We start from the raw sequence: 13969 nt of genomic DNA, 5'->3' as shown, positions 1-13969 counted from the left end.
TTCGGAAAAGGTGTAGCTACGACATGCGGCGTGTTGTCATTCGACAAAAATGCGCAAATTACGAAAGTGGGTGAACGCATTGCGCGAGTGTCTGAATAGCTTGTGAATAAGTTAGATGAAACTAGCGCGAGCGCGCTTTCAGCGCAAAATCGGCATTATTTCGCCGAAAGTCGGTCAACTTCGTGAATAACAAAACCTGCAACAGCGATAACACCAAAAGATGAAATCCCCGCAAGAACATGCGCTCGGCGCGGGAGCGCATCTAAAAATTCTGCGTAGGTGATTCCGCCCGAACCCATTTGTGCCAAATCATTGGGAGTCAAGGCCCACACAGAATAAACAACTCCCAAAACCGTGATGAACGCACTGGCCATTGCAATGACAGCCATAGCTTTTTGGACAGGCACGCCGTGGCGAACGCGTGTCTCTAGCGGACACAAGATCAGTGCCCAAAAACCGCAGATTGCCATAGCAACAAGAACATCGGCGGGGCGGTGCCAGCCAAAAACCATGACGGAAATACCCACCAAGGACGTCCAGATATAGCCGATCCACGCTGCGGGGCCTCGGAACCATTCGGGGGCAATCATCACCAATGCCAGAGCAAGGGACATTGCAACCGTCGTATGTCCCGAAGGAAGCGAATTCAAAATGGCTGCCGACACGTGAAAATCCGGGCGATCAATGAGCAGCTTCGCAACCTGAGTCGTCGTATTGGCCGCAACAATCATGCCCAGCGCACGACCCGCCAGCGTTGGACGACGACGCAGCCATGCGATCAAAACAATCAGACCACCAACAGCGACCATCGCGGGAACCGAAATAATGTGCGTCACGGTACTTCCCACAGCGCCCAAGGGCTCCGCCCAGCGCATGGCAGCTTCCATCGACAAAGTGTCGATCGCCTGGCCAGTAACAGTAAAGACGGCAACCCAAGCGACAAGGATACTGAAGAGCGCGCACCCTCCCGCAGCAAAAAGTCGACGCGCAAGGCGAGGACGGTAGCCGGGAGCCACAGTCCTTGGGGCGCTCCGAGCAGCACCCGAAGCGGCACCCGCATTACTACCGCGCGGGCTGGATTGCCGAATATTTGGCCGTCGTCCAGCACCAGAAGAGGGGGTTTCAGAAGTGGCACTCCCCGAGTCCTGGGGACCAGAGAATCGCCTTGACGAGGCCGCGAGCGCTTCCGGAACCTCTGCAGCATCCTCTGAGGGTGCGTAAGCCTCGGATTCTTCGGAATTAAAGGAAGGATCAGGATAACCGGGAATGCGTTCGCTCATTGCGTTCCCCCTTCCCTCATGCGACAACCAACTTGGCGGCAACTGTTTTGTTTCGCGTACTTCGAAGGTCTTATCTTAGTCACCCATCTGGGGCATTTTCTATTGGAACACTAGGTTTTTCCTCGGTTGATTGAGGTAACATTTTGTCACATTCTCAAGCTTCTATCTCGAGCCGCGCTCCGGTCATTCGGTTAGAGTGGAGGAGTCAACAGGCGTGAGTCACTGCAACTCAATGCCACTACCGACTCGGATCAGGGGTGCTACGTGTCGATTTCTCCGGTCAACACCGACCGCATTCGCGCTGTCTTGCACGGTCACGATCTGAATTTTGGTGAGTCTTCAGATGAAGAGCTTGCTGTTCCGACACGAAATGCGATCTATTTCTGGAACACATCAAACCCCCACATCCTGCAATTGCGTGCGCACTGGCGTGGAATTGCCAACGATGATGCTGAATTTGCGTCGCTCACGGAAGAGGTTCGGCGCTGCAATGCAACCCGCACAGGCCCGAAGGCGTACTTGGCACCTTTCGAAGACGGTCGACGCTACGGACTGATCGCCGAATGCGACATCGTTGCAACAAACGGTCTTTCGGAAGCCCAGCTCGATACCTTCTTCGAAACTTCAATGTCGATGATCATGGGATTCTTCTCTGATCTTGAAGAAACCCTTCCCGAATTCGTCACCTGGAGTGATGAAGATTCGGATCAAGAGTCATCTAGCGAGGCGAACACCATCTCGCTCCACCAGGGAGATCGATCATGAGCACGCTTCCAGGCCCCTATCCCGTACCCAAGGATTCGATCACGCCGTACAAGGTGACTTTCGAACGCTTGATGCGCACTCTTTCTGAGCTGCAGTTCCAGGCTGATGTTTTGGCGGAAAACCGCGCTGCTGGTGCCGTTTTCGACGGAGTGCCTTTCCTGCTCAGCATGGATTCTTCCGAACGTTTCCTGTCTATTCGCGCGGTCTGGGATACCGACTTTGATGCCGAAAAGGCCGGCCATCCACTTTTCGCCGCAGCTGATTCATGGAACCGCGAGAAGTATTTCCCAACGGTTTATTGGATGTTGGACCCCGCCGGCTCTCTTCAGGTGTGCGCCGATTTCGCCGTTGACACTTCTGCCGGCCTATCGGACCAGCAGCTCACCGACCACTTGGGCGCTGGCATTTCAACCGGAATTGACGCGATCCGCTACATGCAAGAGGCCGCAACCCAGACCTTGGGTTGGGTCGCTCCGGAGGCAACTCCCTACTCTGCTTCGCCCGAGGCCTCGGCCCCTGCTGAGTCCTTCGCGCAGCCCCAGCCTGGTAGCCCCACCTCCACTGATACCGAGGCCGAGGAACGCTCCGCTCATAGTGGTGCCGCTTTCGGGCTCTGATGGATTCACGCTCTGAGGACCTGCTCGAGATCATCCGTTCCCGAGGCACACAAGGGCAGTTCGTCGATTACCGCTGCCTTCCTGCCCAAGATGCGCTCACTTCACCGTGGCCGGACTGGATTCCCACCGCTGTTGTAACTACGTGGCGTCAAAGCGGAGTTGATGAACCGTGGCTTCACCAGGTGCAAGCCCTTGAGGCGATCCATTCCGGACACGATGTTGTCATTGCGACCGGCACGGGTTCGGGCAAGTCTCTGGTCGCATGGACACCGATTCTTTCAGACCTGGTTCAAGCCGATGACTCAAACAGAATCTCCGATATTCATCGGCGTCCAAGCTGCCTTTATATCTCACCAACCAAAGCGCTTGCAGCAGACCAACTTCATTCGCTGAACCGTCTTGTTGACGGCCTCGAACATGACGTCGCCCTTGCACTTGCCGATGGGGACACTCCCCGCGAAGCCAAGGAATGGGCTCGCGCAAACGCCGATATCGTCCTGACGAACCCGGACTACCTGCACTACGTCATGCTCCCCCGTCATGAGCGCTGGACTCGTTTCTTGGCATCGCTGCGCTACGTGATTGTTGACGAAATGCACCAGTGGCGAGGAGTCAGCGGTAGCCATATTTCTCTGGTTTTACGCCGACTTCTAAGAATCGCGCGCCACCTTGGTGCAGATGTCCAGGTCATCATGATGTCTGCGACTTTGGCCGATCCGCAATCCGTTGCCCAGACAATGATTGGCCGCGAAAACATCGATGCGATCACAGACGATACTTCTGGACGCGGAACTCACCACATCTTTATGTGGGAGGGCCGCGAGGTTCCGCGTGAAGAGGATGTATCAATTGATGCCTTCCTTTCTGCTCTTCGCGCTGCCGAAGCCGGCGAAGAAACGGTTCTTGAAGCTCCAACTCAGCGTCTTTCCGCCCAAACCGAGGCTTCGCTTCTGTGTGCAGAGCTCATTCGCGCCGACGCTCGCCTGCTGACCTTTGTTCGCTCACGCGGTGGTGCCGAGGCCGTCGCCGCCCAAACCCGCGACAAACTCCGCGACGCTCCAGAATTAGCCTCGACCGTCGCTGCGTATAGAGGGGGCTTTCTTCCCGAAGAACGACGCACCTTAGAATCTGCACTGCGTTCGGGGCGATTACGAGCGCTTGCAACGACCTCTGCCCTAGAAATGGGTATCGATATCTCTGGGCTTGATGTCACCATCACGGCTGGGTGGCCTGGGACTCGCGCCTCATTTTGGCAACAGGTTGGGCGCTCCGGACGTGCTGGGGCAGATGGTATTTCTGTTCTTATTGCTGGCGATAACCCCCTTGATTCTTTCCTTGTTCATCACAGCGATGAGATTTTTTCCCCTGTCGAGGCAGCGGTATTAGATCCTCAAAACCCCTGGGTTTTGCGCGACCACCTGTGTGCTGCGGCAGCCGAACTCCCTCTTCCTGAGGACGAAGCGGTATCTGTTTTCGGAAGTGGAGCTCCAGCTCTTCTAGCTGAGCTCGGTCAGGAAGGGCTACTGGTCCATCGAAGTGGAGGCTGGAGGTGGAATGTCAGCTCTTCTGATGGCCCATGGGAGAAAATCCAGATTCGCGGCAGTGGTGGCGATGTTCAAATTGTCGACACTCGAAGTGGAAGCATCATCGGTTCTGTCCCTCAAGATTCCGCGGATTCGCAGGTGTTTCCCGATGCGATCTACGTACATCAGGGACGAACCTTCCACGTCCTTTCTCTCGAAGAAGGCCCCGCACGTATCGCCTATGTCGAAGAAGTTCGCACACCGCTCAGGACCAGGGCTCAAGATGCGACCTCATTGCGGGTTATCAGTGTTGATGAAGAATGGGTCAGCCCAGATTCTCTTGTTCATTGGTATCGAGGGACTGTCGATGTCACCCGTCAGGTCACTGATTTTGACCTCCTTCGACTTCCACGTCTGGAATACATCTCAAATACCCAGCTTGATATGCCCGAGCGCACATTACGCACCCAAGCCTGCTGGTACACCTTGACTCCAGCGACAATGGCAGCGATCGGGATCGATAAAGGCGATGTCCTAGGATCGCTCCACGCAGCAGAGCATGCCTCGATCGCACTTCTTCCCCTACTGGCAAATTGCGACCGTTGGGATTTAGGCGGGCTTTCGACAAACCTCCACACTGATACCGATTTACCAACTGTTTTTGTTCACGATGCTTATCCGGGTGGAGCGGGTTATGCGCATTACGGTTTTGCCCATGCACGTGAGTGGATGGAGCGCACTTATCAGGCTGTTTCCGAGTGCCAATGCCACGATGGATGCCCCCGATGCGTCCAGTCTCCAAAGTGCGGAAACGGGAATGAACCGCTCTCAAAGTCCGGTGCAGAGTTCCTTTTAGGCTTCCTCGTCGAACATTCGCCTTTCGAAGAAATTCCCAGAAAACTTCCAGATACAAAATAGTATCCACACAGTATGACTTCCTATATTTAAGTCATCGAGAGTTGGACCCCACTTAAGTGGGGATGCCACACCGAAAGACTTTTCGGGAAACTCGCACTGTGTTGATGGGATGCTTGAGGGGCCAGCCGGGGGGCAGGCCCCTCAAGTGCATTTACAGCACTTTCATCATCAACTCCCGCTCGAGCCGAGCGAAAGACATTCCATCCCCACCCACTGCTCACACGCACCGTGACGATCGTGTCGACACTTTCGCAGTGACATGAGCTCAGCATTGCCCCGTTTTCTTGAGCGACCTCATTTGCTGCACGACAGGCTTTTTCCTCAACCGACTCCCACTGAGCTGTCGCGGAAATATCTGCTCCCGCCAAGGCACTGAGATCCGCAATATTCTGGGCTCGATTTCCCGCCGCAAGAATTGCAATGTACGTCAGTGCACTGCAGGCAAGAATGGCTAGGGCAGCCAGAACTCCAACCACCATGATTGTCCCGGAGCCTTCATCCGGATCAGTCTTCTCAGCCATTCTCAATCACCGCCAACCACAGTGCTCTCGCGCAACATCTGATATCTGCATTGCGAGTTCAAGCCGATCATTCCCGCGGGGCCCCTATAGGGAGCTTGTGCTTTGCCGTAGATCCACTTTTCATCTGCAGAGAACTCAAAGTGAGCCCCTGATATCCGAGCGGACATCACCTGCGCAGTTTCCTGCCCGTTCCCTCCGCGAGCGCTTTCACGGATGCCCATTGAAAGTGCAGTACACAAATTCTGGGTGGTCATGGCAGCAGCAAAGACTGAAAGGACAAGTGCAATCATGATGACTATCGAGAAGGTACCTAGAGCAATTTCAACGCTGACCATGCCGTCATCCGAATGCTTTTCGGATGACGGCATTGAGCGGCCGCACCTCAGTTTCATGAAATGCTCAATGCAGAGCTAATGAGCTGTTCAAGCGCAGATTGCACGACACCGGACTTTAAAACTACTAAGAGCAAGCCGGCGAATCCCGCTGTAGCCAATGCCCCAATCGCATACTCGACGGTTGTCGATCCTTCTTCTGGATCTGTCATCATTTCGCTCTTCGGATCACGATCATCATGAAGTGTTTCTTCCGTCAACATGGGTCTTTCCTTTCTCTTCGTTCCCATGTCTTGAGAGTGCTCCAAGAAGCTCTCGTAAATCTCAGCAGCCTCGAAAATTGTGGATGAATCGTCGACACACAGAAACTGTGGATAGCATTCGCGGGATTTCTTAGAAACTATTTCGAGCCATTGTCAGAAGTACCGGGGCAACCCCTAGGAAGATAAAGGCTGGCAACATCAGTAATCCCAAGGGCACAACCAATTTCACGCCCAATTCCTCTGCTCCGGCGCGCGCATCGGTCAGTCTTTGATCTCTGCTCGCCTCCGCTAAGGCGTGCAGCTGATGATCAACTGATGCCCCGCGCCCCCATGCTTCTCGTAGCACCTCGGCGATCCTTGCTATCCCCTCACTACATCCCTCCCAGGCGCGATCCCATCGCACACCAAGAGTCAAACAACTTGCGGCTCTCACCAGATCTTCGATTCGCGCAGAGCGCCCAATACACTCCAAGGCTCGAGGAATGGAGACTCCAGAATCCAATGCAGCGATTACCAGCTCAGCGATAATCGCGATATCTTCCTGAGCACCTTCCTCCCATTGACGTGACGATCGGCGTATCAGACGAAGTGACACCCATCGACCCGCTGCCAAGAATGACAGCCCGACTACTGCGCACAGCGAACCCACTCCCCCATCAACAAGCACAGGAAATGGGTTAATCCCCATGATGAATACCGCGAGCAGTGCCAGCAGTGGCAGTAAGTTGAGGATCTTTGCGGATAGAGCGGGGCCAGCACCAGCAACTCGTCGCGCCTTTTGAATGCTCTCAATATCATCAAAGTTTTGTGCCAAAGCATCCAATACCTCTGATAAAGGAGCGCCTAATTCGTAGGAGACGGCGCAGGCTGCAGTAACCATATGCGCGTGCTCTCCAGCCTGTTTGAGAACAATGGAAGCAACCCCATTGGGCACTCCTTCTTCTCCTTCACCCACTTGCAGCCATGCATCACGTGCGGGCAACCCGGCACGAACCAAAGCACTGACTTTTCGCAGGGATTGAGCCGCTTCACTAATCCCGGAATATGAAGTACTTACCCTCCAGGATCGAGAGTGCACGCGTTGCAGATTCGACCAGAATCGCTGCTGCCCACGCGCCAATGGATGCGGATCCCACATCAGAACACGACGAAATGTCCTGGCCTGCATCAGGGGTCCTCAGTAAGCAATGCGCGCAGTCCTTCCCACGCGGGTCCGGGTTTTCCACGGCCTCGGGAATCACATCGATAGGCACAGGTGCACGCAAGTACCCCATTTTCCATCCCAAAAATCCCGATCTGTGTCAGCTGTCGGGCACCGCGCTTTGGACCATGAGCGATACGTTCCATATGGACAACTATCTGAAACGCCGCCTTTGCCTGCAGATCCGTTGCCCGAGCTTCCATTCCCGCGAGCGCTCCCAGTGCTGCAAGTCGGGCTGGAACTTCAGCGGGGGTATTCGCGTGAATCGTGGCAAAACTTCCGCGGTGCCCGGTATTCAAAGCCGTCATAATGTCACGAACTTCAATACCTCGACATTCCCCTAAAACAATGCGGTCCGGCCTCATTCGCATGGCAGCTCGGACCAGTTCCGAAAGAGTCACTTCCCCGCGCCCCTGAGCATTAGCCTGTCTGGCTTGAAGGTGAACGGCATGGGGATGTTGAGGATTTAGCTCGCTCATTTCTTCGATGCAGATCAGCCTCTGACCGTGGGGCAAAGTGCCCAAAAGTGCAGCAAGCAGAGTGGTTTTTCCACTCCCCGTCGCACCAGAAATGAGGATGTTGCAGCGCATATCAAGGGCACGCATCAACACCTGATACGAGGTGTTGTCAATACTTCCCATCTCACGCATCTGCTCAATGCTGAGCCCATTTCTGGCTGGAATCCTCAGAGAAATCAGAGTTCCCCCACCAGAAAGTGGTGGGATAACCGCGTGCAGACGAATCCCCATAGGTAAGACTCCATCAACAATTGGAGCCGCATCGTCTAAACGCTTTCCGCAGATTCCTGCCATTGTGACGGCTAGTTCACGTACTTCTTCTTCACTATCAAAAGAGCATCCAGCCGGCTGAACACCCTGCCCGCAATCGGCCCACACCTGCCTGGAATTCACCAAAATATCTGTAATTCCGGGAAGGTGAATCAAGGGAGCCAAGGTCTTTCCCAAGCCATTGAAACGAGCTTCGAGTTCTTCCAAATGTGTACCAAGCTCTTCGATTCCCATCCCGACAGGCCTGGAAGCTATCGACGCTTGGCCGTCCTCCTTTCCCGAATGCGCAACTACAAGGCAATCGTCGATCAGGCTCATTGCGTGCGCTCCACAATCTGTTCCCACAGTCGCAAGCGGGCACGTCTGCCTTTCCGCCCCTGCCGAGGCCTCATTCCCGCTGGGTGCACACCCATTCCTTCGGTGTGGGTAATTTGAGTGATTTGAGTCGACGAGATTTGTCCGCTCAGTGGAGCTCGTGAAAAGAATCCACCACGTGGAGGTGGCGCGATTAAGAGAAAACTTCGACACGGAAACGGAAATGATGCACTGAGAGCACACAGACGCGCGGCTCCAACAGCATCTCCCAGACCTATAAGAATGAGCGCATCAAAATTCCTTGCGGTCTGTTCGCACCTCGCTCCCCATTTCCCCAGATCACACACCACACTGCGAGTTTCACGCAGAGCGGCAAGAAGCCCCGGGAGTCGCGAGTCATCAGAATCTGCATAGTCGCGTGAATCTCCGCCGACAAAAGACACTCCCTGAGCGCAGGGAAGACTATTCGCGATCGAGGGAAGGAAATAACGCTCGCCTCTGCTCAAGCGCGACCAAGCCACCTGCCCATCCTCGGGAACAGGGATGTGTCCGCCACGGCCTCGTACAGGTCCCGGTCCCGAGCAATTCACTAAAACACTTCCCGTGTCCGCGCACAGATCCCAGGCAAGAGCAGAGACCCCTACTCCCCCGCTCCAACCTGCGATTCCCACACAAAGGTGAGAAGAATGCGGCGGAACCATAGCCTGCCGACGCGCATGATCGGCAAGGATGAGCTGCCCCATTGCCTTCTCACAACCTGGAAGACGCAGCGTATCGCCAATCACCAACACGTGGATTCCACGGTGTTCCCACCGGGCTTGATCTTCGCTCCTACCAAGGACAGCGCAGATCACTTCCTCAACGCGAAACTCTGTGCGCTCACATTCTTCTGGGTGGCATTCACGAACATTAATCCCCAGCAGAGCGCAGACCGCACGCAATGACTGCTCGGCACCTTGCGAAAGTGCCCAAAATGCAACGTAGCCTTCGCTCTTCATGGTGCAAGCGTGAATTTTCTTTTCACCGAATACCACCGCCACCGCAGAATCTGTGGAAAACTAGAGCCAATCCCGTCCCTGTGGATAACACTGCTGTTTCCGCATCAAGCCAAGGTGTCAACGATGACCATCCTCAATAACAACAACACAGAAACCCTCAAACCTGCCTTACCCGGCGCTAACCAACGCCTAGAAGGTGATACCCGTATCGCGGCCTTTTTCGATCTTGACAAGACCATCTTGGCCACGGCCTCGGCAATGGCACTGAGCAGCCCGCTGGTTCACGCGGGAGTCATGAGCCGCTGGGATTCCCTGCGAGCAACCCTTGTCCAACTTCCCTATCTCTTCACCGGTGCTGACGATGAACGAATGCGCTCGATGATGCATGCCTTGGGGGAGCTTACTCGCGGCTGGGACCCACAGTACGTTGAAAAAATCGTCAATAACGTCACAAATTCAACGATTGCACCTCTGTGTTACAGGGAAGCATTGGCACTGATCGATCACCACCGACTCTTGGGCCACCACGTTGTTATCGCATCTGCCTCACCGCTAGAGATCGTTCGCCCCATCGCGCACCTGCTTTCGATCCCCGATGCTTTATCCACGATCGTCGGGCAGGGTCAGGACGGCTTGGCCGATGGCACCATTACCCACTTCAATCACGGGGAAGGAAAGGCCGAGGCCTGCGCAGCTTTGGCCCGCGAGCGCGGCTGGGACTTGAATGATTCCTTTGCGTACAGCGATTCCATCTCTGACCTGCCGATGCTCGAATTAGTGGGAAACCCAAGGGCGGTGAACCCTGATCGCGCGCTTGCGGCGGTTGCACGCGAGCGTGAATGGCCGATTCTGTCCTTTACGCGAACAGTGCGAATTCGAGGCCGAAAGCGCGCCCGCCTTGCCCGTGCAATGATTCCCCTCGCTTTGGCAGGAGGAATAGGCATCGGCTATTGGGCACGCCGCTCAATTCCCAGCTAGTACCGGCATACTTGATATATGTCCAGATTGTCCATCCCGGTCGGCGCTATCCTGCGTCCAGCAATCTTCGCTGTCATCTTTGCGCCCCTTGCCCTGATCCTCATGGGAATGTCGCTCGCGGATCTTCAGGCGCGAGCTGCGATTGGTGTTCCTTTGGCCTCGGTCGAGGGCATGATCGGCATGGCTTTTTCGACCATTCTTCTGGCCATGATTTCTATCAACTGTGAACGCAATTCCATTGGCATGTTCATTGCTGCCGCGTGGGCACTTGTCATTGGTTTCTTGCAGACCTTTGGCTGCCTTCGGGTCCACTTCCTCGTGGCCTCAAACCTTTCAACCAACGATATTTCTGCCGCACAGACCTGGAATCTCTACCCCATATGCGTAGCTGCAATCCTTTTTGGCGGCGGAGTTGCCTTGGCCCTGACTCATCGCGCACGCGAAAACAGCCCGGATTCCGATCAGCTTGTGTCCTTTCAGCGCCACCAGGGTGAGCGAATCGCAGTTGCAGTGGCTTCACTTCCACTGGGAATTATTGCCGTCGTCCTTCTCGTTCGCTGCGCTCCTGCCGATTCTCTTCCAATGGCTGCCAGCGGACTCCACGCAGTCATTGCACAGACCCCCATGCACACATCGGAGGGCATCGCAGTTGCCGTCATGTTAGGACTGATCGCGCTTGTTTCGCGCTGGTCAATGATCGGCCCTCAGGTTGTCGCATGGATGTACATCATCCCCGCCTTCCTTCTGATTCCTGTTGGGACAAGCCTCTCCGGCGCTGTCGTGACCCCTGGAAAATCAATGGGAACTCAGATTCTGATGTCTGCATCGACTATTTCCGCCTACGGAATGATCCTTGCTGCCTCGACCTTGGGAATTTACTGGGCTCGCCGCTACGCTCCCAACGACGCATCAAGCTCTGACCAAGTCGCATAATCCAGCGCTTCTCGGCGGGTAATCCCCAAAAATATTCGTTTTCTCGTTATCGTCAGCACGAGAAGAGGAGGTCTCATGTCTGATCAGGAACACAAGGAAGACGTTGACAAGGTGACGGAAGAAACCGCTCACACCCCTACCGGTGAGGAAACACCACTGACCGGTGAAGAAGTCACCCTTCCCGGTGAGGCATCTGCAACCGAGGACATCATCGGTGGCGCATCAGTTACCGAAACCAGTCAGGTTGAACCCGTCCACATGGGTGTCACCCCGACATCCGTGGACGATGCTCTTGCACAGCGTTCGACCTCTGAGCATTCCGAGGCCGAGGCCGAGTCAGCCCAGGAACAGCAGGATGCGCAGCCCGAGGAATCCTCTTCAGACGAAGCTTCGAGCGAAGAAACTTCGCACGACGATAGCCAGGACTCCGAGCACGCTGAGAACACCGTGACTGAGTCTGAGTACACCTCCCACGACGACGTCGATACTGAGTCGGCCTCGGAAAAAACTGAAGAAACTACTGAGGACAACTCAGAGTCCAAGGATGCATCCCCCATAGAATCTGAGCCCGAAGAATCTGAGGAAGCTGCCGACTCCGCACACACCACAACGATCCCGGCTACTTCCGAAGCTGCGGAAGAAGAGCCTGAGGACTCTCCTTCGGTGACCGAGGTTCCCGACGCCCTCTCGCGCCGCACACCTACTCAGCCCGAAACCACCGAGGAACCCGAGGACGAGGTTGAAAGCACCCAGGTTCGTAGGCGTGCATTCATTGCTCCGGCAGCGGAAAGCACAACGACCGAAGCTTCGTGGAAGCCTCGTGAAGACAGCGGCGAACGTACCGTTCCTCAAGAGACTCCCGAGAGCCTCGACGATGCCCTTTTCGAAGGCGCAACCGTCGTTCCTGAAATGCCTTCTCGCGCGGCTGCTCACTGGAGCTCATTGGCCCTGGGCATCTTTGCTCTGCCTATCACCTGGTACCTCATTGCCGATGCCGGCGCTCGGATGACACTTCCCGAGGGAAATCCCGCAGCAACCGGCGTGATCAACTGGCTTGCTATCACCGAGGTCGCTATCGCATTCGTCGCAGTTATCGCACTGTTTGAAGCATTCAAGCGTTCCTCACTGGGTGCATGGATCGGCGGCCTCTGCTTCTTCGCAGCCGGCCTCCCCTGGGTTTTCGCCCCCGGATTTACCTCGGCACACACGGTTTCCGTTCTGCACTTCCTGCAGAATTCCGGTGCCTTGGGCGCTAACCTTGCACACCACCTCCAAGCATCCGGATACTCCGGCCGCCTCCTCTTCCTTGGAATTGCACTGCTTGGCATCGCATCCCTTTCGCATTCGGTTCGTCGCCGCGGACGCAATGAAGAAGCAATGCGCGAACAGGTCGAACGCGTTAATCCCGTAGGTGCGCACTTCACCGCCCGTGAACGTCGTCGCGCCGCAAAGGCAGCTGGTCTGCGGTGAAACCCGAGGTTTCGCGCGCGGTATTGGAGGCTCCCGGGCCCTGGGTTCACCGTAGGATCTCAGCCTCGGGAGCGTCCTTCCACGTCGCCGACGCGGGACCCGAGGATGCCTCTTTTGCTGTTATCCTCCTTCACTCATTCCCCATGACCTGGTGGACGTGGCGGGAGATTATTCCCGCCTTCACACAGGCCGGTATCCGCACCATCGCAATGGATCTTCGAGGCTTTGGCACCTCCGATCTTGCTCCCGGAGAAGTTGAACTTACCCAGCTGGCGACGGACGTCGCTGGCGTGGCCTCGGCACTGGGAATTTCTTCCTACACGGTTGTCGGCAACGGCATGGGCGGCGTGGTCGCGTGGATGCTCGGCGCACTTAAACCCGCGGGCTTGCAGGCGATTGTGCCGGTGTGTGCCCCTCATCCGCTGGGCCTGCACTTCCTGCGTGGTCTTTCTTCCCGAGGCCGAGGCCGCTGGTTCTCAACCCTGCTATCGCGCCGTCCTCGCGTTACCTTCTTTGCGTCGCGCTCAGCATGGATCGACCGTTCAATCTCTCAGTGGGCTGCGCCTTTTAACCGCGAGGAAATGCTAGAGAATGCGGAAGTCTACCGTGAGGCACTTTCGCGTCACATCGCAGTTCGCTCCGCATGGGAGTCACTGCGGGCAACATTTAGGCCCTCATTTAGCTCAAAGAATGTTCTAACGCGGAGCGTGACGGTACCCGTGCTTTCGATTCAGGCTCGCGATGACGGTTTATGGTCGCACGTTGACTTTGCTGATGACGTCCAGGCAACCAGCGGCGAATTCACCATGCGCGCAGTCGGCGAATGCGGCCATTTCCCACAGGAAGAAAACCCTCAGGCTCTGATCCACGCGATCCTTCCTTTCGTTAAAGAATCTGCTGACTTTACAGCGGAGAGTCAACTCTAAAGAAACGAATTTGCGCAAACCGTGTGCAAATATGTGATTTAGACCGTTCACCGTGCATAATAGTTACGACTATCACACGGTGGCTCTTTTGTGCTGGGCTGCCGTCTTACATGATTAGGACAGCTCAGTAGTCGGCGGCGC

The 13969-nt window shown here is 55.6% G+C and carries 14 protein-coding genes; 7 read left to right on the top strand and 7 right to left on the bottom strand.

The genetic code is table 11. From position 1 onward, the window contains the following. Window positions 1-155 precede the first annotated feature (155 nt). The gene (locus HGAS_RS04975) at window positions 156-1280 is read right to left on the bottom strand and encodes a phosphatase PAP2 family protein (protein ID WP_019126756.1); all 1125 of its coding nucleotides are present in this window, start codon (window positions 1278-1280) and stop codon (window positions 156-158) included. Between the two features lie 264 nt (window positions 1281-1544). On the opposite strand from HGAS_RS04975, the gene HGAS_RS04970 reads away from it, so the two are divergent. Genes HGAS_RS04970 through HGAS_RS04960 form a run of 3 tightly spaced genes read left to right on the top strand, consistent with a single transcriptional unit; the run spans window position 1545 to window position 5103 of the window. Further along, window positions 1545-2045, top strand: coding sequence for a YbjN domain-containing protein (locus tag HGAS_RS04970; protein ID WP_019126755.1), 501 nt, complete (start codon window positions 1545-1547; stop codon window positions 2043-2045). Further along, complete coding sequence (locus tag HGAS_RS04965; RefSeq protein WP_019126754.1) at window positions 2042-2662, top strand: YbjN domain-containing protein; 621 nt, start codon at window positions 2042-2044, stop codon at window positions 2660-2662. Before HGAS_RS04970 ends, HGAS_RS04965 begins: the two co-directional genes overlap by 4 nt. Continuing rightward, on the top strand, window positions 2662-5103 hold the full coding sequence (locus tag HGAS_RS04960) for a DEAD/DEAH box helicase (protein ID WP_019126753.1): 2442 nt from the start codon (window positions 2662-2664) through the stop codon (window positions 5101-5103). The genes HGAS_RS04965 and HGAS_RS04960 overlap by 1 nt, the downstream gene beginning before the upstream one ends. Window positions 5104-5129: 26 nt before the next feature. Here the strand turns inward: HGAS_RS04960 and HGAS_RS04955 are convergent, their stop codons facing one another. The 6 genes from HGAS_RS04955 to HGAS_RS04930 form a co-directional block, all read right to left on the bottom strand. Continuing rightward, window positions 5130-5624 carry an Rv3654c family TadE-like protein gene (locus tag HGAS_RS04955; RefSeq protein WP_019126752.1) on the bottom strand — a complete coding sequence of 165 codons (495 nt, stop codon included), beginning with the start codon at window positions 5622-5624 and terminating at the stop codon, window positions 5130-5132. A 2-nt stretch (window positions 5625-5626) separates the two neighbouring features. Continuing rightward, window positions 5627-5992 carry a hypothetical protein gene (locus HGAS_RS04950; protein ID WP_233993718.1) on the bottom strand — a complete coding sequence of 122 codons (366 nt, stop codon included), beginning with the start codon at window positions 5990-5992 and terminating at the stop codon, window positions 5627-5629. A 20-nt stretch (window positions 5993-6012) separates the two neighbouring features. Next, window positions 6013-6219 carry a DUF4244 domain-containing protein gene (locus HGAS_RS04945; RefSeq protein WP_019126750.1) on the bottom strand — a complete coding sequence of 69 codons (207 nt, stop codon included), beginning with the start codon at window positions 6217-6219 and terminating at the stop codon, window positions 6013-6015. A 130-nt stretch (window positions 6220-6349) separates the two neighbouring features. Continuing rightward, window positions 6350-7153: a type II secretion system F family protein gene (locus HGAS_RS04940; RefSeq protein WP_233993716.1), complete on the bottom strand. Its 804-nt coding sequence runs from the start codon at window positions 7151-7153 to the stop codon at window positions 6350-6352. Window positions 7154-7386: 233 nt separating this feature from the next. After that, window positions 7387-8526 (bottom strand): TadA family conjugal transfer-associated ATPase, encoded by a 1140-nt coding sequence (locus HGAS_RS04935; protein WP_019126748.1) that lies wholly within the window; start codon window positions 8524-8526, stop codon window positions 7387-7389. After that, entirely contained in the window at window positions 8523-9521 is a 999-nt protein-coding gene (locus HGAS_RS04930) for a hypothetical protein (protein ID WP_019126747.1), read from the bottom strand. Before HGAS_RS04930 ends, HGAS_RS04935 begins: the two co-directional genes overlap by 4 nt. A gap of 123 nt (window positions 9522-9644) precedes the next feature. On the opposite strand from HGAS_RS04930, the gene HGAS_RS04925 reads away from it, so the two are divergent. The 4 genes from HGAS_RS04925 to HGAS_RS04910 all read left to right on the top strand — a co-directional run bounded on the left by HGAS_RS04925 (window position 9645) and on the right by HGAS_RS04910 (window position 13828). Next, window positions 9645-10499 carry an HAD family hydrolase gene (locus HGAS_RS04925; protein WP_019126746.1) on the top strand — a complete coding sequence of 285 codons (855 nt, stop codon included), beginning with the start codon at window positions 9645-9647 and terminating at the stop codon, window positions 10497-10499. An 18-nt stretch (window positions 10500-10517) separates the two neighbouring features. Beyond that, entirely contained in the window at window positions 10518-11432 is a 915-nt protein-coding gene (locus HGAS_RS04920) for a hypothetical protein (protein ID WP_019126745.1), read from the top strand. A gap of 75 nt (window positions 11433-11507) precedes the next feature. Then, a complete protein-coding gene (locus HGAS_RS04915) occupies window positions 11508-12902 on the top strand; it encodes a hypothetical protein (RefSeq protein ID WP_019126744.1) in 1395 nt (464 codons plus the stop codon). After that, window positions 12899-13828: an alpha/beta fold hydrolase gene (locus HGAS_RS04910; protein WP_019126743.1), complete on the top strand. Its 930-nt coding sequence runs from the start codon at window positions 12899-12901 to the stop codon at window positions 13826-13828. Before HGAS_RS04915 ends, HGAS_RS04910 begins: the two co-directional genes overlap by 4 nt. Window positions 13829-13969: the final 141 nt, after the last annotated feature.

Origin of the sequence: Actinomyces sp. ph3 (assembly GCF_000308055.1) — a bacterium.
In the GTDB taxonomy this organism is placed as follows: domain Bacteria; phylum Actinomycetota; class Actinomycetes; order Actinomycetales; family Actinomycetaceae; genus Pauljensenia.
Note: the sequence above shows the minus strand (reverse complement) of the source record. Positions and strands in the feature narration are given on the sequence as shown.

Excerpts from the sequence above, each read along its gene's own strand:
- HGAS_RS04915 (WP_019126744.1), top strand. The coding sequence starts at position 11,508 with ATGTCTGATCAGGAACACAAGGAAGACGTTGACAAGGTGACGGAAGAA.
- HGAS_RS04955 (WP_019126752.1), bottom strand. The coding sequence starts at position 5,624 with ATGGCTGAGAAGACTGATCCGGATGAAGGCTCCGGGACAATCATGGTG.
- HGAS_RS04960 (WP_019126753.1), top strand. The coding sequence starts at position 2,662 with ATGGATTCACGCTCTGAGGACCTGCTCGAGATCATCCGTTCCCGAGGC.
- HGAS_RS04975 (WP_019126756.1), bottom strand. The coding sequence starts at position 1,280 with ATGAGCGAACGCATTCCCGGTTATCCTGATCCTTCCTTTAATTCCGAA.
- HGAS_RS04925 (WP_019126746.1), top strand. The coding sequence starts at position 9,645 with ATGACCATCCTCAATAACAACAACACAGAAACCCTCAAACCTGCCTTA.
- HGAS_RS04965 (WP_019126754.1), top strand. The coding sequence starts at position 2,042 with ATGAGCACGCTTCCAGGCCCCTATCCCGTACCCAAGGATTCGATCACG.
- HGAS_RS04950 (WP_233993718.1), bottom strand. The coding sequence starts at position 5,992 with ATGCCGTCATCCGAAAAGCATTCGGATGACGGCATGGTCAGCGTTGAA.
- HGAS_RS04945 (WP_019126750.1), bottom strand. The coding sequence starts at position 6,219 with ATGTTGACGGAAGAAACACTTCATGATGATCGTGATCCGAAGAGCGAA.
- HGAS_RS04930 (WP_019126747.1), bottom strand. The coding sequence starts at position 9,521 with ATGAAGAGCGAAGGCTACGTTGCATTTTGGGCACTTTCGCAAGGTGCC.
- HGAS_RS04920 (WP_019126745.1), top strand. The coding sequence starts at position 10,518 with ATGTCCAGATTGTCCATCCCGGTCGGCGCTATCCTGCGTCCAGCAATC.
- HGAS_RS04935 (WP_019126748.1), bottom strand. The coding sequence starts at position 8,526 with ATGAGCCTGATCGACGATTGCCTTGTAGTTGCGCATTCGGGAAAGGAG.